Genomic DNA, 21399 nt, shown 5'->3' with positions numbered 1-21399 from the left:
CGTTATGAAAAATGGCACATACATTAAGAAAAAATGGATGCAATTTAAAGTATCGGCTTTATCTACATCTATTACGGCGCTAATTGTCAGCAGTATTCCTACCCAAATTTCTGCTTCAGATATTGATATTTATCAATCTGGCGGTACAGGCGCAATTAATATTTATTTTATGCTGGACGTGTCTGGCAGTATGGGGAGTACTAGCCTGCCAGATGATTATGGGTATACTGCTACAAAAGAGGTTTGTAATAGTGATAAAGGGATTACGTATAAGCAATCTAGTACAGGAAATTACTACATAACTTTTGAAGATAAAGGTAGCAATAAGGGGAGCTATAAAAAAGATGGAAAAAACTATGTGTTTGTTGGCGAAAACAAGGGTCGTTACAGTATAAAAAATATCGACACAAAAAGTTTTTATGGTGCTGCTAGCTATAATGCGACAGAAGTAACGGTTGAAAGCTGTAATAATGTAAGCACTAATATCTGTCCGGAATCATGGTCATCTTGGCATAATAAAAAAGGGTGGGTTTGGAGCGGTACTACATTGTCGAAAACCTTATCTAAACATGGGTATGATTATGCGCAGAGTGGTGAAGCCTATTGCTTAGTCAAAGAGGCGGATTTAAATGCATCAAATGCTGCCGACCAAAATTATTTGACAAGAATTAAGAAAATCTGTGAACCTGTGGAGGGTCAGGCTGGAGAATATAACTGTCTTACTAGATTAGCTAACTTAAAAAAAGGCTTTTATCAATTAATTAATTCTTCTGATATCACAAAAGATCATAATTTTGCGATTGGAAAATATTCCAGTACTAATCTTTCTACTGAAATATCTTTTACAAGTATGACGGATGAGGGGAAAGCTAAGGTCGCGGCAATAGTGCAGGGCTTAACAGCCAATGGTGGTACACCTATTGCATCGGCTTATAGAGAAGCCAGCTCGATAATTACAACTGGTAATTCTGTAAGTAATGCTAAGCCATCATGCAGTGGTAATGGTATTTACTTTTTAACGGATGGACAGCCTGATCCAGCAACAACAGATTTTTTTGAAGATGAAAAAGTTGCCGATTCAGCGCTTGATTATGTTTATGGCAGGGATTGGTACGGTAATGATCTCACAACAGATCATTGGCGTAGAGTTGCTGGTAAAGCTAAAACTTTATATGACGGTTCAAAATTAATTAAAACAGCAACTGTAGGTTTTGGTGGTGGGTATTACTTAACTTCTGATTATGCCAAAAATGGTGAGTTTGAATGTTCTGTGTATAGCCACCCTGAAAAAGGTCTGTGCTTATGGGGCACTAAAAACCAAAAATATGGTCAAGGTGGATTTTACAATGCACAGTCGGCTGAGGATATTGTAGGCAGCATTAAGCAATTTGTTAGTGATGTATCAGTTCCTGTTGAAGGCTCAACAATGGGCACAAGTACAATTCCTGTAGATGCTTTAAATTCAACGCAATTACAGCCTTATTCGTATTTCCCAATGTTTAAACCGCTCATTGGTACAAAGGCGCAGCTCTGGGTGGGCAATTTAAAGAAATTTAAGGTCAGTAATGGTTCTATTTACGATACTCAAGATGCGACTGTTTTTGACCAAGATCAAATTCGTGCAAAGTTAAGAGATTTCTGGTTTAGTGATGCTGGCAGCAGTGATGCTGATCCATCAGTGGGCTGGGGTGGGCATTTAAGCCGTTTAAAAGCCAATAATTTACCAAAAATGGATGGTGCACCAGACTTAAATCGTAAATTGTATATAAATAGAGGCGATGAGCTTGTAGAAGCATCTGTTGTTTTATCTGACGCAAATAAACTTGCTAATAGTGAATATTTATATGGCCTTTTAGGGTTTTCAAAACTAAAACAAGCTGATTTTGATACTTTGAAAACCATGAATTCTGCGCAGCAGCTAGAATATTTAAAAGGTAAAACTGATGCTAGAGGCCATCAGTTAGGTTCTGTGCTTCACTCTACGCCAGTACTGCTGACTCAGAAAGGTGCTGTGGAGGTTGTGAAAGGAGTCCAGTCTTCTAAAAATCGTGAAGATTATATTATGTTTGGCACCACGCAAGGTGTGCTGCATATTGTAAAAGCAGGGCAGCAGGACACAGATGCCATTGATGTTAATGGCGGTACTGATGTCTTTAGCTTTGTGCCTCAAGAGTTTATTGCAAATCAAGCGAAAGGTTTTGCTGAATCTTTAGCTATGGAACGCACTGATTCTGTAGATACATTCTTATATGGCGTGGATGGCCCTTGGGTAGCGCATACTGTATATGAGCCACAGGTGACTGATAATTATAAAGAAGTAGATGGTAAAAAAGTTTTAGAAAGTACAAGCGGGTCGTTGGTTGTAAAGGCAAATAGTTCTAAAAGTCATCAATATGTCTATGGCGGTTTACGTATGGGCGGCCGCAGCTATTATGCTTTGAATCTTTCGGATATGGCGGAACCAAAATTGATGTTCCATATTAATCCAGATGCGGTTGAGTCTGGTCCGATATCGCATATGGGGCAAAGCTGGTCAAAACCATCGTTAGCTTATATTCGCTGGAATGGCGAAAAGAAACTTGCGATGATTGTCGGTGGCGGTTATGACAAGGAATATGAGGATCCAGCTTTTACCAATAATGATGGTTCAAAATCGGTCAAAGGTAATGGTATTTACATTTTTGATGCTAAAAATGGCCAACTGTTGTGGTGGGCGAGTAAAGGTACAAATACAACTGCGGACGAGTCATCGGATGCTGTTTTAGATAGTGATGGTGCTGTCACTACACCTGCCTTTAATGAAATTGGAACAATGTATAATAGTATTCCATCACGAATTAAAGTAATTGATCGTGATGGTGATGGTATTGCAGATCATTTGTATACAGGTGATTTAGGTGGAAAAGTCTTTAGAATTGATTTAAATCCTAAACATTTTATTAGTGATGATGAAGATAAGAACCAGCCATTTACGTTAAATGCTTTTGAGTTTGCTGATTTGGGACAGCGCCGTTTTTATGAGCCGCCTACATTCACAATTCATAAGTCAGGAATGACACGATACGCAGTCCTGTCGATGGGGTCTGGTGATAGAAGCAGTCCTTTAAGATCTTCTCAAGTGAATGACTTATTGGTTGGATTGTATGACTATGGTGTGACTCAACGAACGCCAAGTGCTCAAGCTACAATTCTTGAGGGGAATTTAAGAGAAATTTATAAGAGCCAAAAGCAGACAGCTGACCATAAAGGCTGGTATTACGTGTTACCAAAACAAAGTGTCGAAAGTGAGACATATCAAAGCCGAATTATTGAAGAGGGTGTTGCGTTAGATAATGATCTGTATATGGCTATTTTTGATCCGCGAAATAGTACAGCTGGCGAGAATGCTACCTCTTGTACAGGCGGCATTACGGGTGAGAGCACTTTGTATAAGTTTTGCTTGCCTGATGGTGATTGTGGTGCCAGCAAAACAAGTGTCGATAAGGTGGGTAAATTAGGTGCAGGTATTCTTGGGCTTACAGTTGGTCCAGGGTCAAAAGATGACCATCGAACATTTATTTTTAATCAGCCGCCAAATCCTAAGCCAGATGAATACGTAACAGCGAATAAGCTTTTGCCGAAGAAATGGTTTGAGTATTCGCCATACAAAGCAAAGAGTAATAAATAATGAAAATTATGAAAGGCTTTACTTTGATTGAGCTTATGGTTGTGGTAATTGTAATAGCAGTAATAGCTGCTATTGCATTACCCAGCTATGCGGCTTACGTTAGAAAAAATCATGAAAAATTAGTCGTACAAAAGATGGGTGATATTGCACTGAAACTTGAAAAAGAGAAGTCACGTAATTTCAGTTACAATAATTTTCCTGATGCAGATATTGAAATTATGAAAAATCCATCTTCCAGTGAGGTGGTTTATACGGTTTCTATAGATCCTCAAGTCCAAACATGGACGATGAAGGGGTGTGTAAATAGTGCGTTAGATAATGCCAGCCGTTATAAAAACTTTGCGCAGAATAGTAAAGGCGCTCATTGTGAATGGTCTGATACCAGTTGTAATGTTCCAGATGAATGTAAATAGGAGGGCTGAAGTTGATTAAGTCTAAAGGATTTACATTTATCGAAATGATTATCGTTGTTGCAATCGTTGCAATTTTAGCGGCAATAGCAATTCCGTCATATCAACAGCATGTACGTAAAACAAAGCGAGTTGAAATGCAAAGTGAGCTTTTAGAAATTGCATCTAAACTGCAGCAGTTTAAGGCAGTACATCATACTTTTACACCAAATGGTACAGCTATTACTTTTTCTGATTTGGGATATGCTGCTGATTATTCGGGTATTGCGAATTTTCCAAAGAGCGGTACAGCTACGTATAAGGTTTCTATTGAAAATGTAACGCAAAACAGTTGGCTTTTAGTTGCCATCACCGATAATAACCAAAAGGGGGATGGAGCCTTAGGTTTAGATAGTCAAGGGCAGAAATGCTGGACACCTAATAATGATTTAACACGCTGTATACCTGATGGCACATCTAATTGGGATTGAGATTAAATTCAAAGCTGTGGATAAGTAAATATTAATCTTTCCCTTTGAATGAATTTAACGTAAAATATTGCCCTCTATGAAAGGGGTTTGAAATGTATCGATGGTCGGTACAGGGATAATCCGTAAAAACTATAAGGTTCTATCATGGTTGTTATTCGTCTTGCACGCGGTGGTGCTAAAAAACGTCCGTTCTATCAAATCATTGTGACTGATAGCCGTAATGCACGTGACGGTCGTTTCATCGAACGTATCGGTTTCTTCAACCCTACAGCTCAAGGTAAAGCAGAAAAACTTCGTTTAGATGCTGACCGTTTTGCTCACTGGGTTTCACAAGGTGCTCAACCTTCAGAACGTGTTGCTTCTTTAGCTGCTGAAGCTAAGAAAGCTGCAGCTACTGCTTAATTAGTAGTAGGTTACCCATGACACCAACACAGAATGTTCCCGAAGATCGTATTCAGATTGGACAGCTACGTTCAGCATATGGATTAAATGGGTGGCTCTGGGTCTATTCCAATACAGAACCTATGAGCAATATTTTTGACTACCTCCCTTGGTACATTGAGACCAAAGCAGGTTGGCAAACAGTAGATGTAAAACGTTGGAAACCACATGGCAAAGGCTTGGTTGTTTCGCTAAAAGATGTGAGTGATCGTACCGCGGCAGATAACTTGGTTGGCGCAAATATCTGGATTTCTAAATCGCAACTGCCTCAAGCAGGCGTGGACGAGTATTACTGGTCAGATTTGAAGGGCTTAACAGTGTTAGGTCTTGGAGAAGATGAACAAGAAGTCAACCTCGGTCAAATCCACGAATTGTTTGAAACAGGTGCTAACGACGTGATGGTAGTTCGCGCTACTGCTGACAGTGTCGATAGCGAAGAGCGAATGATTCCATGGCATAAAGATGTAGTACAGCGTGTTGATCTCGAAGCTGGTCGTATCTACGTAAATTGGGGCGTAGATTATTAATCCTTTAAGGATTGACGCAGCAGGAAAATAGAGGAGTCTGCGATGTTTTTTGCAGTCATTACGCTTTTTCCTGAAATGTTTGAAGCGATTACAGCCTACGGTATTAGCGGGCGCGCAGCAAAACGTGACATTGTGCAAGTTCATTGTATCAATCCACGCGAATTTGCTGAGGGCAACTACAAAAGAGTGGATGAACGTCCATTTGGTGGTGGTCCAGGTATGGTGATGATGGCTGAGCCATTAGCGAAAGCAATTCATCGTGCCAAACAGCTTGCCAAGCAAGCGGGTGCTGTTCATGTCCCTGTGGTGTATATGTCGCCGCAAGGAAAAACCTTAAATGAACCTTCGGTACAAGATTTCGTCAAATATGATGGATTGATTGTATTGTGTGGTCGTTATGAAGGTGTAGATGAGCGTTTGATCCAACAATATGTTGATCAGGAATGGTCAATAGGCGATTACGTTTTATCTGGTGGTGAACTCCCTGCGATGGTTTTATTGGATAGTGTGATTCGGAGACTTCCGGGTGCAATGTCTGATGAGCAATCACATGTGCAAGACTCATTTGTGGATGGTCTTTTAGATTGCCCACAATATACCAAGCCAGACCATTTTGAAGGTTTAGATGTTCCTGAAGTATTAAAATCGGGACATCATGCCAATATTGAGAAGTGGCGGTTTTTGCAGCGATATCAACGCACTTTAGAACGCCGACCTGAGTTGGTTGAAAAAGTTGAATTGACCAAGCAGCAAAAGAAATGGCTAAAAGATTCCAAGGTTTAATTTTTTAAATCTTATATTAGGCTCTTTATGCATTGAAGCGGTCAAGCATAAAGGGAAAGTCAATCGGGTCTATGCGCTTTAGCCTCTAGCCCCAGCGATGATTAGACCTCTTCTAACTCGCATAATCGGAGATACCCCATGAGCGGTAAACATCCTTTAGTACAAGCTGTTGAAAATGCACAGTTGAAACAAGACATCCCTGCTTTTGCTCCTGGTGACACAGTAGTTGTTCAAGTTAAAGTAAAAGAAGGTGAGCGTGAACGTCTTCAGGCATTTGAAGGTGTTGTAATTGCTAAGAAAAATCGTGGTTTGAACTCTGCGTTCACAGTACGTAAAATTTCTAGCGGTTTCGGTGTTGAGCGTGTATTCCAAACTCACTCACCAATCGTTGCTGGTATCGAAGTGAAACGTCGAGGTGACGTTCGTCGTGCTAAACTTTACTACCTACGTGAATTGTCTGGTAAAGCTGCACGTATTCGTGAAAAATTACCAGCTCGTAAAGCAAAATAATTTGTTTTACAACGCTGTAAAAAAATGCGCCTTTAGGCGCATTTTTTTATGCATGAAAGAAAGTTATAAAACTTCAAGTTTCAAACGGTTGGCATGTTGACGGTGGACTGAAACAGGGTCTGGTGCAAATAGTCCTTTCAAGCCCAATACTTGATTGACTTCATCGAAATGGTTCCACTTATAATTATCACGGACGGTTTTACCCAATTTACTGCTACATTGGCTCACTAAGCCGTCGTTCGGTTGTCCGCTAAATGCAATTGGCTCCATTGCAGTAAAGATCGTATCTGGATCAAGTAAGTTGGTGGTGTTAGATATACCTGTCCATGAATAGAAGCTAATGCCATTGGCAACACTTGAGCCATCAGCACATTTGGTTGCAGGCATACCGAGTGGAAATTTTGCGTTAAAGGCTTTCACACCCGGTTGAGACATACTGTAGATCGAAGCTTTAAAATTTGAAGGGAGGTTAGACTGCTGGGCGAAGTTAATCACTGGGGTCATTAAGGCATCCATAACAGTCGCTAATACGCCATTTAAAATCGGGACACTCTGTACTAAATCTGCCACAGGTGAACCGTCATTGGTTCCTGCGACCGTACTGACAGAGGCAACCAAATCAGGTCGTACACCCGCAATATATCGAGCCGTAGGGCCACCATGTGAGTGACCAATTAAATTCACTTTAGGTTTGCCAGTAATCGCAACCACTTGTTCAACTTGGTCTAACAGTTGTTCACCGCGAACTTCAATGGACTCCAACGGGGAGATTTGTGTAGCAAAGGCCGTAGCCTTATGGCTTGCTAAATCAGGGAGAACTTGATACCAATAATCTAGACCAAAAACGGCACCGCCTAAGCGATTAAAACCAAACATCCCGTGTACAAACACTAGGGGGGTATTTGGTTTCAGCATAATTGTCGATGACTTTTTTAGTGGTCGCTTGCTGTATACCCAATGCAGCATGCGTTTGGGTCACTGCCATACTTGCAAGGAGCGTGGCACAGAGCAATTTTTCATTCCTTTCTTTTTGTTTTGGTTTTCAAACTTTGATTCAGTTTAGTTTGGAAATAGACAAAATTGCCTATCTGACAATTTTTATTGTCATTAAGGATTATAAAAAAGGAAAGAAAAATGTGAGAACTAATCGATAGAATGAAAGATATTTTGTATATTGATTAATGAAAATATCATTAAACCCTGAATTTACAGGGTTTAATGTATAGCTTTACTAAATTATAAACCTTGAAGTTTTAAACGATTGGCATGTTGACGATAAACATCGACAGGATCTGGTGCGAACAACGCTTTGAGACCAAGCACTTGGTTGACTTCATCTAAATGGTTCCAGTTGTAGTTATCACGAATGGTTTTACCAAATTTGGCACTACAGCGTGATACGAGGCCATCATTGTCTTTTCCGCCATCGATCAGTAATGCGGTCACTTTTAGGGCTGAGTCTAAATCTAAAATATTGGTGATTTGGCCAACGCCTGTAAATGAATAGTTGTAAATGCCTTTTTCCACGCTATTGCCATCAGCACAATTGGATTTAGGCAAGCCCAGAGGGAATGCGGCGTTATACTTTGCAGAACCCGCTAGCGTTAAACTTGAACCACCTGCCAATGCGTCATGAGGATAAGTCGTTGGATCTAGACCTTGCGCCCAAACAATGGCTTTAGAGACAAAATTCACAGCTCCGACTAAGGGTGCTTCGACAGCGGTGCCTTCAGCTTTTAAAATTAAGTCTGCTACAGGGGAGCCTTGATGAGGTCCTGCAACACTGGTTAATGAAGCCACCACATCTGGGCGCACACCGGCAACATAACGAATTGTTGGCCCACCATGGCTGTGTCCAATCAAATTCACCTTATCCGCACCTGTGAGTGCTTGGATTTCAAGAACTTGTTGTAGAAGCTGTTCGCCACGCACTTCGGTAGAGTTAAAAGGCGATACGCGAGTTGCCCAAACATTTGCACCATTTCGGGCAAGATCAGGAAGGATTTGATACCAATAGTCGAGTCCAAATGAGTCCGTACCAACGGTAATAAAACCACCCATACCATGGTTAAATACGATTGGATATTTGGTCTTTGCATAGCTAGAACTAGTTTTGGCGGTGACTTGGGTTGCTTGCGATGCAGATACATTACCGATGAACGTAGCTGCAATTAAACCTGCTAAAAATGGTCCGTATTTCATGAGCGATCCTCAATGTATTATTGTTTTATGACAATATTTATTGTCACTTCTAATAAAGCAATAAAGATCACCTGTTGCAAATTGAAAAAGATTAACTGCGCCGCTAAATGTAACAAAATAAAAGAGCATGATTTATCAGATCGATTAAAGTAAATAAGAGGGCCGAAGCCCTCTTATTGCATTTAAATTTCAACGATAAGAATTAAAGTCCTTGCAGTTTTAAACGGTTTGCATGTTGACGGTACAGCGCCACAGGATCTTGTGCAAATAGCCCTGTTAAGCCAAACATCATATTGGCTAAATCGGTATGGTTAAGTTTGTAGCTATCGTTAATGACTTTACCGATATAAGCACTACAACGTGCAACCATACCGTCATTGTCTTTATTGCCATAAGACAATGGCCCGAGTTGCATTAGGATCGTGTCGATATCAAGTAAATTCGTGGTTTGCGCAACACCGGTCCATGAATAGTATTGAATGCCTTTGCTGTCGACTTGCTTTAAGTTCTTACTGCAATTTTCTGAAGATGCCAAAACACCGTCAGCTACAGCAGATTTTGCAACCGTACTGTTAAATGCAGCAGAGCCTGTTTGTGATAATGATTTCATAGAAGCATCGAAATCAATTTCAAGCTCAGGTTTTGCCTGACCTAAAGCAATCAGTGGGCCGACAATATAATCACCTAAAATATTGAAGGCAGTACGAGAAAGTGAGTTGCCTTGAATATCATCCGCTACTTTAGAGCCGTGATAGGTACCTGCAACACCTGTAATAGACGCAATGTACTGTGGTTTTGTTTGAGCAACATACAATACAGTTGGACCACCATGAGAGTGACCAATTAAGTTAAGTTTTGGTTTCCCTGTAATAGCCAAAACATCTTCAACTTGTACAATTAACTGCTCGCCACGATGTGTTGTGGTATTTGCAGGAGATAATTGCGCTGCGAATACGGTTGAGCCATTTCGTGCCATATCTGGCAAGATTTGGTACCAATAATCCAGTCCGATGGTGTCGGTGCCGATACGTGACCAACCGAGCCAACCATGCACCATTAAAATTGGATATTTGGTTTTTGCGTAGTCCGATTTTGCCGTTTCCTTCACCTGGAGGACGCTAGGCGCAGCTTGAGTGCTTGCCGATATACTCATCGCTAAGCCTGCAACTGCAGCTACAGAGGCCATCTTGGCCGTGTTTACTAAAGATCGCATAAATGTTCCTTGATCTGATGTTGTTTTTATTACTTTTTAATCATGAAAATACTCTCTGTTTTTAAGCAACATCTTTGTGACTGGCCAGGCCATATCTTTGATTTTAGAGAGTTTGAATAGACAAAGATGCCTTGCCATTTTTTCATGCTCGGTTTGAAATTCCATGTCATTTTAGGACATGGGCGGCGTTGAGGTGACAAGTATATTTATATACATTCGTCTTTTATTTTTGCTATTTATTTTAGTTGTTATGATTTAATAACTTATTGAATTAGCTTGTTTAATACTTACAAATAAAAACATTGTAAACAAAAAAGGACGCTTAAAGGCATCCTTTTCAGTGCTGAAAGGGAACCAACTTTTGAGGTTACAGACCCTGTAATTTTAAACGATTGGCATGTTGGCGGTAGAGCGCAACTGGGTCAGGTGAAAATAGGCTGCGTAGACCAAAGACCATATTCACTTCATCTAAGTGGTTGTGATTGTAGTCGTCACGGATTACTTGTCCGATGTGAGTACTACAGCGTCCAACCAAACCGTCATTGTCACGATTTCCATAGGCCAAAGGGGCAAGCTGACTAATGACCGTATCTAATACATCTAATACATTCGTGGTTTGCGCTGTACCAGTCCATGAGTAGTAATACACGCCATTGTCGACTTTGGCACCCGATTGATTACAGTTCGCTGCTAGTGCTGCGGTTGGAAATTTTGCATTAAATTCAGCCGAACCTTTTTCACTGATCGCGGTAAGTGATGCATCAACACTGTTAGGTAGACTAGAGTTGCCCTCAGCCCAAGTAATAATAGGTGCTAAAAGTTGATCTCCAAGTATGCCAAAGATTGAGTCTATGGTTTTGTTGGCTTGAATTTTATCTGCGACTAGAGAGCCGCGATAAGTGCCTGCAATCCCAGTGACCGAAGCTACATACTCAGGTTTGATCGCTGCAATATAGCGAGTTGTCGGTCCACCATGTGAATGACCAATGAGGTTCACTTTGGGTTGGCCGGTCAGAGCAAGAACTTCCTCGACTTGAGAGAGCAATTGCTCACCACGGACTTCTGTCGACTCTAGCGGAGAAACTTGGGCAGCAAAGGTATTGGCCCCATTACGAGCTAAATCTGGCAAAATTTGATAAAAATAATCCATGCCAAAGCTGTCAAAACCAATGCGAGTAAACCCGAACATACCATGGGTAAACACAATCGGATATTTGGTCTTGGCATAGTTTGCCGAGCTGTTGGCGGTGATATGTTGGAGTCCTGCTGCAGCTTGGGATTGTGTGCTGGCGATCGCTGCTGATACAGCCATAATTGCGCATAAAAGAGCTTGTGGTTTTTTCATCATTTCATCCTGAAATTGAGGTTGTTTTTAAATTGTTGTTTGCAGTTATTCTGCGAAAGGTAATTTTCCACCTTGATCATGCACAGATTCAAAGGTACTGACGCGGAGCTGATCTTCCTTCGATTTAAAATGTTGATTACGGAGTTGCTGCACTGCTTGTTGTTTAGCGCTGTCACTCATATTGCTTTTCACAATACTGTCACGCTCTGTGAGATATTGATTCACGCTAGATTTCCAAGAGCTGCGCTGGCTGTCTAGATTTTCAAGGCGCTGAGTGGCTTCAGGACCAACTAAATTTAACCGCATTTGATGGATTTCTTCGCTTGAACCACCACGGGCTTTAATATCCGCAGTGAGTTTGCGTAAATCTTCAAGTTTATTGATTTGTTCCAGATTTTCTTTCCAGTCTTCTGGGAGTTCATCAAACAGGGCTTTTAGTTTTTTGGCTTTTTCTGATTCAGACAGCTTTTTGTCATTCACCACTTCCATGCGTTTCAGCGTGTATTCGTGATAGGTATTTTCTTTGCCAAATAAACCTTCAATTTCATAATCAGAAAAGAACTGTTTTCTTAAATTCTGGGTGCTGCTATAGATCGAGCGATAATATTGTGGTGATTCTTTGTCATCACTTGGTGGCTGTAAATGACCTAATTGTTCACGATATTTCATATAGCGATCCCACAAATCATAAATTTGGGACAGCGCAGGTTCTTTATGACCTTGTGCAATGTAGGCTTTAAAATCCTTTTTAATTTGATCTATCGACTTTTCACCATACTGAGTAATGAAATATTCAAAGCAATTCCGTGTTTGTTCATTCACGATCAAACGGTTTGAACCATCCATACTGATTTGACAGTTAACTTCCGTGTCTTGTTGACTTGGACTGAGCAGCGAAGAACCGCTTGTTGCTTGAGCCGTAGCGGTTTCGCCCTGAGCTAAAGGCGTATTTTGTTGTTGAATCGATTGATCTGAAGGATCATTTTGTGATGCTTTTGGCGTCAGCCAAAATATAAATGCAGCAACAGCGATAACGACCAAGGCAATGATGAGCCAAAGTTTATTTTTTTGCATATCCCAATGCACCTTTATTCCGTTTTTAATTGTTTTAGAGTTCTAAATGCGAACTCAATATGACATAAAACGCAGATAAAAACATAGAAGAGTTGTAAACGTTAGAGGTGGGTTGTTACCATTGCGCTGTTCCTGTATTAGCCAAATTTTGACATGAAAAAAGCCTCTCCTAAGATCCAACGTCGTCCTGTACATGGTGTGTTTCTTTTGAATAAGCCATTAGGTATTAGCTCGAATGCAGCCTTACAGAAGGTTCGTTGGCTATATCGTGCGCAAAAAGCAGGGCATACTGGTGCGCTTGATCCACTGGCTTCAGGTTTATTGCCAATTTGTTTGGGTGAAGCGACGAAGTTTTCACATTTCTTGCTCGACTCGACCAAGCGTTATCAAACCACCGTCTTTTTAGGACACAGCACCACGACGGGTGATGTGGAAGGTGAGGTATTGATAGAACAAGCTGTACCTGTTTTGACCGAGGCATCTATTCAGCAGGTACTGGCAGAGTTCGTGGGAGATATCCAACAAATTCCACCGATGTATTCTGCGCTGAAAAAAGAAGGTCGCCCGCTGTACGAGTTGGCGCGTAAAGGCATAGAAATTGAGCGTGAAGCACGTCCAATTTCGATTTATGCCATCGAGTTATTATCATTTAATGAGAATAGTATTACACTCGACATCACCTGTTCCAAAGGCACGTATATTCGTGTATTAGGCGAAGATATTGCCAAAGCATTGGGTACTTTTGGACATTTAACCTATCTACACCGTATTCAAACGGGTCATTTTGATCTTAACCCAAGCTTTACCATTGAATATTTAGAGAGTCTGACCGAAGCTGAGCGTGAAGCATTATTGCTGCCGGTGTATTCACCTGTCGATCATTTCTGCAAAGTGCAAGCGCCGGAAGGTCGAGCTGAATATTTTAGTCGTGGAATGGAAAGTAATATTGAGCATGCTGCGGAAGCGCAGGTTTTGGTATTTGATGGGGAACGTTGCTTAGGTCTAGCGGAAATTACCGATCGTAAGCGCTTAGTACCAAAACGTGTATTAAATCTTGAATAGTCATCAACAGCCACTGAAGCCAAATTATGGAAATTGAAATCATTTTAAGCCTGCTATTTTTTGCATTTTTTGCCGGTGCAATTGATGCAGCAGTGGGGGGCGGAGGATTAATTCAAATTCCAGCCATTATGAATGCCATGCCGCACTTATCTCCGGCGACGGTGTTTGGCACCAATAAGTTGTCTTCGATTTTTGGTACGGCTTCGGCGTCCTATTCTTTTTTACGCCAAGTCAAACTCTGTTGGAAATTACTTGCGGTCATTGCAAGCTGTGCATTTGTTGCCTCCTTTGTGGGAGCAGCCTGTGTATCAATGATTCCAAAAGAAGTCTTACGTCCTTTTGTTTTGGTCATGTTGATCGTGATTGCGATCTATACCTTTGCCAAAAAACAATTTGGTCAGATGCATGTACGCCAAGAACTGACTCCTAAAATCCTCGGTCTAGCTGCTATTGGTAGTCTGGTGATTGGCTTTTATGACGGTATCTTTGGGCCGGGTACGGGCAGTTTCTTTATTTTCTTTTTTATTCGTTATCTACAAGCAGACTTTTTACATGCCTCTGCCTTGTCTAAAGTGGCCAACTTAACCACCAATTTGGCTGCACTGAGTTTCTTTGCGCCCACTGGCCATGTGTTATTTGCGATAGGCTTAATGATGGCTGTAGCAAATATTTTAGGCTCGATCGTTGGTGTACGTGCGGCAATTAAATACGGTAGTGGCTTTATTCGAATTCTATTTTTGATTTTGGTGAGTATTTTGATTGTACGGTTGGGTTATCAAACCTTTACGGGACAAGCTTAAAACAAATCTTAACAGAGCGTTGCTGAATTCTGTCGCTGAAATGATTAGTATGAAATAAGCGACTCGTTTGAGTTGTGGATAATAATTAAATTTCATAATACACAATTAGCTAAGCATCAGAGGTCATCACTACAATGAATATATTTGAAGCTTTACGCCAAAGTCATGAAAAGCAACGTGAACTTGCTGAAAAACTCATTCAAACATCAGGGGATACACCTGAGCGTCGAGATTTATTTGAGCTGCTCAAAAATGAGTTATTTGCTCATGCTGTTGGCGAAGATCGTTATTTTTACATCCCGTTAATGATGACTGATTCAGGCCTAAACATCACCCGTCATGCATTGGCGGAACATCATGAGATGGATGAATTATTAGAGCAACTGACGGAAACTGAATTTAGTAATCCAGGTTGGTTGGCGATTGCGAAAAAATTATCTGAAACGGTACATCATCATTTGCAGGAAGAAGAGCACGGCTTTTTTCAGCAAGCAGGTAAAATCTTAGATGAAAAACAAAAGCAAAGTTTAGCCAAACAATATTTGGCGGAATATAAGAAATACAAGAAAGCAGATAAAGACAGTTTGACGGGCTAAACGCAAGTGAAGCCTGAAGACGAATGCAAAATCAAAAAAAAGACGGCAGAGGCCGTCTTTTTGTTTCAACTATAAATATAAAAATTTAGTCTGATACGCTGCTCGGAGTATTGCGAGAGGAACGTAAAGTCACCCCGACGGACGCCAACATAATGCAGACTAAGGCCACCCATTGCCACGTTCCAATATTTTCGCCAAGCAGAACCATACCTGTAATGGCAGCTAATGCAGGCGACAAACTCGATAAAGTCCCATAACTAAGTTTACTGAGGATTTTTAACGCTTTTAAATCCAGTGCATAAGGTATGGCCGTGGCTAAAATCGCAATTAATAAGGCTTTCGGCCAATATTGGGTATCGAGTAGGGCGGGTGCATTGTTATATAGTCCAATCGGGAGCAAGGTCAGTGCGGACAGTGTGATGGCAATCGTTAGCGCATGCATACCAATATTTTGGTGTACGACTTTTTGCCCGAAATAAATATAGAATGCCCAACAGAGTCCCGCTGCTAAGGCACAGGCTGCCCCAAGTATTGAGAAATTACCATCATGAGCTTGTCCCCAAGGCACCATCAAGGTAATGCCTAAGATTGCTAAAAAGACCCAAATATAATCACTGCTGTTTTTAATGGATAACAATGCCAGACCCAAAGGGCCGATAAACTCTAAACCCACGGCAATGCCTTGTGGCAATTTACCCAGTGACATATAGAACAACACATTCATCAAACAGAGTGCCGCGCTATAGCAGAGCAGATCCCGCCATTTTAAAAAAGACAGCCGTTTTAAAATGTGCCATGAACGAAACATTAAACAGATAATAATTGAAGCAAAACAGAGTCGTAAAATGGTCACACTGAGTGGATCAAGCACCAAAAACAGTTGTTTGGCAAATGAAGCACTGATCTGATAGGAGATCATGGAAAGTACCATGAAAACGACTGCTAATAATTGTGAGTTTGGCATGCGGCACGCTATGGTGGGGTAAACAAATTGCCCCCTATTTTAAGTCTGCTCAGTATAGCGATTAATGTTGAATCATTGATGACTTTTCAAATGCAGAAATGCAATTTTTAGGTTTTGAATTTAAACAAATTGGATATAAAAAATCGTCTATAAATTGCCATTATTTTTAAATTCAAAATAAAAAATGGAGATATTTTCAAAAGATTAAGGCGGTTTGAATTTAAATTGATTTGGCCTTTTGCGTGGTATAAGTACAGCCAATCGAAGCACTGATAATCACTACTAATGCCAACCATTGTGTCCATAACAATTGTTCATGCAAAAAGATAAAACCCGAGAGAGCGGCAACAGCGGGTTCCAAACTCATGAGTGTACCGAAACTCAACGCAGTCATGTTACGTAGCGCAATCATTTCTAGAGTAAAAGGTAAAGCACTGGCTAAGGTCGCAAGTGCAATAAAATACAGCAGACTACTTGGCTCAAACGCCTGTGCCGGCATACCTGCAAAGATTGCGATGGGCATCAAAACACACATGCCGACGAACATGCCTAAGCAAACGGTATGATTGCCTGAGACCCCTGATAGTTTTTGACCTGCCACGATATAGAGTGCCCAACACGCACCTGCACCGAGGGCAAGTAAGATCCCAATTGGGTCAAGACGTTGTGCTGCTTGATCAAATGGAAACAGTAAAATTAGGCCTAGAATTGCAAGGCCGACCCAGACGAAGTCGAATTTTCGTCTTGCTGCCAATAATGCAACACTTAAAGGGCCAATAAATTCAAAAGACACGGCAATGCCGAGTGGAAGACGATCAATCGACAAGTAAAATAATACATTCATCCCTGCTAAGGCACAGCCATAGCTCAGAATAGACGACCATTTCACTTGTTTAAAATTGATCTGCCAAACTTTAAAAATAATCGCCAAAATCAAAGCGCCTAGCATTAAACGCATGGCCGAAACGGTCAGTATGGGAAATTGACCGAAAAGATATTTGGCAAAGGAACCGCTGCTTTGCATGCTGATCATAGCAATAAGCAAGATCAGCGGTGCTTGGACAGCCGGTGCAACTTTAAAATTTGGCATAAACTAAATTTGTTTCGATGACTCGAAGAGCGGGAGAGTGGCACTAGCCAGATTTTAAAAGTTTATAACAATAAAAAAACCACAGCCCGAAGGCTGTGGCTTCAGTGTCTAATGCGATTAGAACAATACGCGAACTCGGATCGTACCTTCAACTTCGTGAAGTGTATCCAAAGCTTCTTTAGAAGCAGTTGCGTCAACGTCCATCACTAAGTAACCGACATCACCTTTGGTCATTAAAGACTGACCAGAGATGTTGATGCCGTGTTCAGCAAACAAGTTGTTGATTTTTGAAAGAACGCCCGGTACGTTTTTGTGGATGTGAAGTAAACGGTGTTTACCTTCAGTCAACGGTAACGCGATTTCTGGGAAATTCACTGCAGATAAAGTCATACCTTTATCAGAGTAAGCAACGAATTTTTCAGCCACTTCTAGACCAATGTTCGCTTGCGCTTCCATGGTTGAACCACCCACGTGAGGAGTCAAAATCACGTTGTCTAAGCCACGAAGTGGAGAAACGAATTCTTCACCGTTTGCTTTAGGTTCTTTCGGGAATACGTCTACAGCTGCACCAGCAATATGACCAGATTTGATTGCATCAGCAAGATCTTCAATGATTACACATGTACCACGTGCAGCATTGAGGAAGATTGCGCCTTCTTTCATTTGAGCAAATTGGTCTTTGCCGAAGAAGTTGCGAGTTGATGGAACGTCTGGAACGTGTAGAGATACGACGTCTGCATTGGCAAGAAGTTCACCCATAGAACCGACTTGACGTGCATTACCCATCGGAAGCTTAGTCACTGCATCGTAATAAATCACGTGCATACCTAAACCTTCAGCAAGTACAGAAAGTTGCGAGCCAATCGAACCGTAACCAACAATACCTAAAGTTTTACCACGAGTTTCAAATGAACCAACTGCAGACTTGTTCCAACCACCACGGTGAGTTGAAGCCGATTTTGCAGGAACACCACGAAGTAATAGAATCGCTTCAGCAAGTACTAATTCAGCAACTGAACGAGTATTTGAGTATGGTGCGTTAAATACTGGAATACCGCGAATCATTGCAGCATTTAAGTTCACTTGGTTTGTACCGATACAGAAACAACCCACAGCAATCAGTTTGTTCGCCGCTTCAAAAACTTCTTCAGTTAATTGAGTACGTGAACGAATACCAATGAAGTGAGCATCTTTAACCGCTTCTTTCAACGCTTCACCCTCAAGCGCAGTTTTACGGTAGTCAATGTTGGTGTATCCAGCAGCATTTAGAGTGTCGATTGCGTTTTGGTGAACGCCTTCTAACAACAAGAAACGAATTTTATCTTTAGGTAAAGAAAGATGTTGGCTCATTACGGCTCCGCTACAAAGGCCAAATTTAGTGCGCATATAATAGCATAGGAAGTCGCCTGATATACATTTCCTTTATGACCGACGTCATGGCTATTTTGGCGAATGATGAGTCAATATTTTTTAGATTTGGTCTAATTAACTTGGTCATATTCCTCGTGACATTTTGAAATCACGTTTTTCTTTGGGTTTTGTCAAAAAAAGCCCAGTTATAGCTTATAATGGTGCCGCTCAAAATCATCATGACCAATTCCCTGACATTTTGATGCGCTCTGTTTCAGGCTTTTTCCCTTGAAATATGCGTTACCGCAGTTTTGACTGAATGAAGTCTGGACCTTTAAAAAAACTTGTTTACTTCTTGCAAGGTCTGAAAACGATGAATGCTCCAGTCGCTTTAACCCCAGAGTTATTGACCCAATTGACCGCTATTGTTGGCGAAAGCCGAATTAAAACCGATGCGGATAGTCTCCAAAATTGGGGTCGTGACCATACTAAGCACTTCGATCCAAACCCGTCGGTCGTCGTTTTCCCTTCAAGCACAGAACAAGTTCAACAAATTGTAAAACTTGCCAACCAATTTAATGTTGCGATCACACCAAGTGGTGGTCGTACAGGTTTATCTGCGGGTGCTGTGGCTGCAAACGGTGAAATCGTGGTGAGCATGGACAAGATGAACCAAATCTTGGAATTCTTCCCAGCTGACCGTATGGTACGCGTACAAGCAGGTGTGGTGACTGAACAGCTTCAGAACTATGCTGAAGAACAAGGCATGTACTACCCAGTTGATTTTGCATCTTCAGGTTCATCTCAAATTGGCGGCAACATTGGTACCAACGCAGGTGGTATTAAAGTCATCAAATACGGCATGACCCGTAACTGGGTGTTGGGCATGACTGTGGTTACAGGTAAAGGTGACATCCTGCGCTTGAACAAAGGCATGATCAAAAACGCGACTGGTTATGCGCTTCAACACTTATTTATTGGTGGTGAAGGTACTTTGGGCCTCGTGACTGAAGCTGAAATCAAACTTGAACGCCAACCACATGACTTACAAGTGTTGGTTCTCGGTGTGCCTGATTTTGATGCGATTATGCCTGTTCTACATGCCTTCCAAAAGAAAATCGACCTGACTGCATTTGAGTTCTTTGGTGAGCTTGCAATGCAAAAAGTATTGGACAATGGTCATGTACAACGTCCGTTTGAAACACCATGTCCATTCTATGTATTACTTGAGTTTGAAGCACCATTTGAACCGATCATGGATGCGGCAATGGAAATCTTTGAACATTGCATGGAACAAGGTTGGGTACTGGATGGCGTGATGAGCCAAAGCTTAGACCAAGTACACAGCTTATGGCGTTTACGTGAAGACATTTCAGAGTCAATCGCACCGTTCACTCCATACAAAAATGACATCTCTGTTCTGATTACACATGTTCCTGCATTTATTAAAGAAATTGATGCAATTGTGGAAGCGAACTACCCAGACTTTGAAATTTGCTGGTTCGGTCATATTGGTGACGGTAACTTGCACTTAAATATTTTGAAACCTGCGGATTTAAGTAAAGATGAATTCTTTGCAAAATGCCAAGTGGTAAACAAATACGTATTTGAAACCGTGAAAAAATATGACGGTTCAATTTCTGCAGAACATGGCGTGGGTATGACTAAGAAGCCTTACCTCGATTACACACGTTCAGCAGAAGAAATCGAATATATGAAAGCATTGAAAAAAGTATTCGATCCAAATGCAATTATGAACCCAGGTAAATTGTTCGATCTTTAATTTTTTAAAGACGATTGAAAACGCATCTTCGGATGCGTTTTTTTATGGCTATAGCATGCTTTTTAGCCGCGTATGGATGAGAAACAGCACGGTGATTTTGTGGAGTGAGGTACTTCTTTTACATTGCTTAAATAGTGTTTTGGACAAATGTTCGGCATGATAGGACTGAATAATAAATTTGAGTTGGTTCTATGTATCGTTTAATTGCTGTGTCTGCATTGTGTGTGGGGATGTTGGCGGGTTGTGCGACAACGCAGAAAATTGTGTCTAAAGTCGGTTCTTCTGCAACGCCACTCGATCAGGTATTAAAAGAACGTCCTGATTTGCGTAAAGAGCTGTCGACTGTAGAAATTCGTCAGTACTTTAACCGTGTTGAGTCGCCAAATGCGGGGCAGGTAAAAGTGACGGAAACGGGTTTGATGGATGATTCGGTGAAATCAATTCGTACCATTTATAGTTTTAGATTGGTGGATGGTGACTGGCAGCGTGTAAATACGCAAAAGGAATATCAGTGCCAACGTGGTAAAAATACCAAGACTTTCCAATCGGCGAAGTGTCCTTAATAAATCTTTGATTTATGGTTGAAATTTAGGCAAGTATGCCTCATAAAAAGCGTATCGATTGATGCGCTTTTTTATTGGGGTAAATAAGAACAATGAATATTTTAATTGTCGGAAATGGCTTTGATTTGTCGCATTATTTGCCGACAAAGTATGAACACTTCATGAGTGTTATGAAAAATATAGAGAATTGGTCAGAACCTAATGAAGATATGTACTTTGATGATATCTTTGACGAAGAGAACGTTTTTTTTCAAAAAACAAAATCTATATATCAAGTAGATAAAATATCTATCTCAAGTTTAGAGATAGCAAATTTGAAGTTTAGGCTTCAAAACAATGTTTGGTATAATTTTTTTAGTCATCATTTGAATCACATTGATACTTGGATTGACTTTGAGTTGGAGTTTTCCAAAGCTTTAGATATTAGATCTCTTTCATAAATCAAAAAACGATCTTCTTTTTGGTTAATATTTGCACTCCGGATTTCTTAGCATTCGTGCATAATCTGCGGATGAAATACATCGATTCAAACAAGCTTTCTGATCCTCA

General features: G+C 40.9%; 20 protein-coding genes and 1 pseudogene. 13 read left to right on the top strand and 8 right to left on the bottom strand.

Annotated features, from left to right (window positions below):
* Positions 1-4 precede the first annotated feature (4 nt).
* The 7 genes from FTU06_RS05625 (at position 5) to rplS (ending at position 6808) form a co-directional block, all read left to right on the top strand.
* Entirely contained in the window at positions 5-3667 is a 3663-nt protein-coding gene (locus FTU06_RS05625) for a pilus assembly protein (RefSeq protein WP_180145441.1), read from the top strand.
* The gene (locus tag FTU06_RS16985; protein ID WP_180088962.1) at positions 3667-4080 is read left to right on the top strand and encodes a type IV pilin protein; all 414 of its coding nucleotides are present in this window, start codon (positions 3667-3669) and stop codon (positions 4078-4080) included. Before FTU06_RS05625 ends, FTU06_RS16985 begins: the two co-directional genes overlap by 1 nt.
* 11 nt (positions 4081-4091) lie before the next feature.
* The gene (locus FTU06_RS05615; RefSeq protein ID WP_180088963.1) at positions 4092-4547 is read left to right on the top strand and encodes a type IV pilin protein; all 456 of its coding nucleotides are present in this window, start codon (positions 4092-4094) and stop codon (positions 4545-4547) included.
* Between the two features lie 144 nt (positions 4548-4691).
* Positions 4692-4949: a 30S ribosomal protein S16 gene (gene rpsP / locus FTU06_RS05610; RefSeq protein ID WP_078189354.1), complete on the top strand. Its 258-nt coding sequence runs from the start codon at positions 4692-4694 to the stop codon at positions 4947-4949.
* A gap of 17 nt (positions 4950-4966) precedes the next feature.
* Positions 4967-5515, top strand: coding sequence for a ribosome maturation factor RimM (rimM, locus tag FTU06_RS05605; protein ID WP_180145439.1), 549 nt, complete (start codon positions 4967-4969; stop codon positions 5513-5515).
* Between the two features lie 42 nt (positions 5516-5557).
* Positions 5558-6298, top strand: coding sequence for a tRNA (guanosine(37)-N1)-methyltransferase TrmD (gene trmD, locus FTU06_RS05600; protein ID WP_180064838.1), 741 nt, complete (start codon positions 5558-5560; stop codon positions 6296-6298).
* 138 nt (positions 6299-6436) lie between these two features.
* Positions 6437-6808 carry a 50S ribosomal protein L19 gene (rplS, locus tag FTU06_RS05595; protein WP_078189351.1) on the top strand — a complete coding sequence of 124 codons (372 nt, stop codon included), beginning with the start codon at positions 6437-6439 and terminating at the stop codon, positions 6806-6808.
* Positions 6809-6871: 63 nt separating this feature from the next.
* On the opposite strand, the pseudogene FTU06_RS05590 reads toward rplS, so the two are convergent.
* The 5 genes and pseudogenes from FTU06_RS05590 to FTU06_RS05570 all read right to left on the bottom strand — a co-directional run bounded on the left by FTU06_RS05590 (position 6872) and on the right by FTU06_RS05570 (position 12642).
* Positions 6872-7793 (bottom strand): annotated as a pseudogene (locus FTU06_RS05590) (esterase/lipase family protein).
* Between the two features lie 251 nt (positions 7794-8044).
* Entirely contained in the window at positions 8045-9010 is a 966-nt protein-coding gene (locus tag FTU06_RS05585) for a triacylglycerol lipase (protein WP_180062828.1), read from the bottom strand.
* 202 nt (positions 9011-9212) lie between these two features.
* Positions 9213-10223, bottom strand: coding sequence for a triacylglycerol lipase (locus FTU06_RS05580; RefSeq protein WP_180145437.1), 1011 nt, complete (start codon positions 10221-10223; stop codon positions 9213-9215).
* Between the two features lie 367 nt (positions 10224-10590).
* Entirely contained in the window at positions 10591-11535 is a 945-nt protein-coding gene (locus tag FTU06_RS05575) for a triacylglycerol lipase (protein ID WP_257224178.1), read from the bottom strand.
* A 78-nt stretch (positions 11536-11613) separates the two neighbouring features.
* Positions 11614-12642 (bottom strand): lipase secretion chaperone, encoded by a 1029-nt coding sequence (locus FTU06_RS05570; RefSeq protein ID WP_180145434.1) that lies wholly within the window; start codon positions 12640-12642, stop codon positions 11614-11616.
* 153 nt (positions 12643-12795) lie between these two features.
* Between FTU06_RS05570 and truB the strand changes: the two genes are divergently transcribed.
* The 3 genes from truB to FTU06_RS05555 all read left to right on the top strand — a co-directional run bounded on the left by truB (position 12796) and on the right by FTU06_RS05555 (position 15100).
* Entirely contained in the window at positions 12796-13704 is a 909-nt protein-coding gene (truB, locus tag FTU06_RS05565; protein WP_180011374.1) for a tRNA pseudouridine(55) synthase TruB, read from the top strand.
* A gap of 26 nt (positions 13705-13730) precedes the next feature.
* A complete protein-coding gene (locus tag FTU06_RS05560; RefSeq protein ID WP_180011376.1) occupies positions 13731-14504 on the top strand; it encodes a TSUP family transporter in 774 nt (257 codons plus the stop codon).
* A gap of 134 nt (positions 14505-14638) precedes the next feature.
* Positions 14639-15100: a hemerythrin domain-containing protein gene (locus FTU06_RS05555; RefSeq protein WP_180145431.1), complete on the top strand. Its 462-nt coding sequence runs from the start codon at positions 14639-14641 to the stop codon at positions 15098-15100.
* A gap of 85 nt (positions 15101-15185) precedes the next feature.
* Here the strand turns inward: FTU06_RS05555 and FTU06_RS05550 are convergent, their stop codons facing one another.
* From FTU06_RS05550 to serA, 3 genes are all read right to left on the bottom strand, one after another.
* On the bottom strand, positions 15186-16064 hold the full coding sequence (locus FTU06_RS05550) for a DMT family transporter (RefSeq protein ID WP_180145428.1): 879 nt from the start codon (positions 16062-16064) through the stop codon (positions 15186-15188).
* Between the two features lie 220 nt (positions 16065-16284).
* Positions 16285-17154 (bottom strand): EamA family transporter, encoded by an 870-nt coding sequence (locus FTU06_RS05545; RefSeq protein ID WP_180145425.1) that lies wholly within the window; start codon positions 17152-17154, stop codon positions 16285-16287.
* Positions 17155-17271: 117 nt separating this feature from the next.
* Positions 17272-18504, bottom strand: a complete 1233-nt coding sequence (serA, locus tag FTU06_RS05540) for a phosphoglycerate dehydrogenase (RefSeq protein ID WP_078189340.1) — start codon at positions 18502-18504, stop codon at positions 17272-17274.
* A gap of 373 nt (positions 18505-18877) precedes the next feature.
* Between serA and FTU06_RS05535 the strand changes: the two genes are divergently transcribed.
* From FTU06_RS05535 to FTU06_RS05525, 3 genes are all read left to right on the top strand, one after another.
* Positions 18878-20287, top strand: coding sequence for an FAD-binding oxidoreductase (locus FTU06_RS05535; protein ID WP_078189543.1), 1410 nt, complete (start codon positions 18878-18880; stop codon positions 20285-20287).
* Between the two features lie 191 nt (positions 20288-20478).
* Positions 20479-20850, top strand: coding sequence for a hypothetical protein (locus FTU06_RS05530; RefSeq protein WP_078192499.1), 372 nt, complete (start codon positions 20479-20481; stop codon positions 20848-20850).
* A gap of 92 nt (positions 20851-20942) precedes the next feature.
* A complete protein-coding gene (locus tag FTU06_RS05525; protein WP_180145422.1) occupies positions 20943-21290 on the top strand; it encodes an AbiH family protein in 348 nt (115 codons plus the stop codon).
* Positions 21291-21399 lie beyond the last annotated feature (109 nt).

It is taken from the genome of Acinetobacter sp. YH12052, from assembly GCF_013419835.1.
Classification (GTDB): Bacteria; Pseudomonadota; Gammaproteobacteria; order Pseudomonadales; family Moraxellaceae; genus Acinetobacter; species Acinetobacter amyesii.
Note: the sequence above shows the minus strand (reverse complement) of the source record. Positions and strands in the feature narration are given on the sequence as shown.

What these genes read in the sequence shown, in the direction of transcription:
- FTU06_RS05625 (WP_180145441.1), top strand. Translation starts at nt 5, where the DNA reads ATGAAAAATGGCACATACATTAAGAAAAAATGGATGCAATTTAAAGTA.
- FTU06_RS16985 (WP_180088962.1), top strand. Translation starts at nt 3,667, where the DNA reads ATGAAAATTATGAAAGGCTTTACTTTGATTGAGCTTATGGTTGTGGTA.
- rpsP (WP_078189354.1), top strand. Translation starts at nt 4,692, where the DNA reads ATGGTTGTTATTCGTCTTGCACGCGGTGGTGCTAAAAAACGTCCGTTC.
- rimM (WP_180145439.1), top strand. Translation starts at nt 4,967, where the DNA reads ATGACACCAACACAGAATGTTCCCGAAGATCGTATTCAGATTGGACAG.
- trmD (WP_180064838.1), top strand. Translation starts at nt 5,558, where the DNA reads ATGTTTTTTGCAGTCATTACGCTTTTTCCTGAAATGTTTGAAGCGATT.
- rplS (WP_078189351.1), top strand. Translation starts at nt 6,437, where the DNA reads ATGAGCGGTAAACATCCTTTAGTACAAGCTGTTGAAAATGCACAGTTG.
- FTU06_RS05585 (WP_180062828.1), bottom strand. Translation starts at nt 9,010, where the DNA reads ATGAAATACGGACCATTTTTAGCAGGTTTAATTGCAGCTACGTTCATC.
- FTU06_RS05580 (WP_180145437.1), bottom strand. Translation starts at nt 10,223, where the DNA reads ATGCGATCTTTAGTAAACACGGCCAAGATGGCCTCTGTAGCTGCAGTT.
- FTU06_RS05575 (WP_257224178.1), bottom strand. Translation starts at nt 11,535, where the DNA reads ATGGCTGTATCAGCAGCGATCGCCAGCACACAATCCCAAGCTGCAGCA.
- FTU06_RS05570 (WP_180145434.1), bottom strand. Translation starts at nt 12,642, where the DNA reads ATGCAAAAAAATAAACTTTGGCTCATCATTGCCTTGGTCGTTATCGCT.
- truB (WP_180011374.1), top strand. Translation starts at nt 12,796, where the DNA reads ATGAAAAAAGCCTCTCCTAAGATCCAACGTCGTCCTGTACATGGTGTG.
- FTU06_RS05560 (WP_180011376.1), top strand. Translation starts at nt 13,731, where the DNA reads ATGGAAATTGAAATCATTTTAAGCCTGCTATTTTTTGCATTTTTTGCC.
- FTU06_RS05555 (WP_180145431.1), top strand. Translation starts at nt 14,639, where the DNA reads ATGAATATATTTGAAGCTTTACGCCAAAGTCATGAAAAGCAACGTGAA.
- FTU06_RS05550 (WP_180145428.1), bottom strand. Translation starts at nt 16,064, where the DNA reads ATGCCAAACTCACAATTATTAGCAGTCGTTTTCATGGTACTTTCCATG.
- FTU06_RS05545 (WP_180145425.1), bottom strand. Translation starts at nt 17,154, where the DNA reads ATGCCAAATTTTAAAGTTGCACCGGCTGTCCAAGCACCGCTGATCTTG.
- serA (WP_078189340.1), bottom strand. Translation starts at nt 18,504, where the DNA reads ATGAGCCAACATCTTTCTTTACCTAAAGATAAAATTCGTTTCTTGTTG.
- FTU06_RS05535 (WP_078189543.1), top strand. Translation starts at nt 18,878, where the DNA reads ATGAATGCTCCAGTCGCTTTAACCCCAGAGTTATTGACCCAATTGACC.
- FTU06_RS05530 (WP_078192499.1), top strand. Translation starts at nt 20,479, where the DNA reads ATGTATCGTTTAATTGCTGTGTCTGCATTGTGTGTGGGGATGTTGGCG.
- FTU06_RS05525 (WP_180145422.1), top strand. Translation starts at nt 20,943, where the DNA reads ATGAATATTTTAATTGTCGGAAATGGCTTTGATTTGTCGCATTATTTG.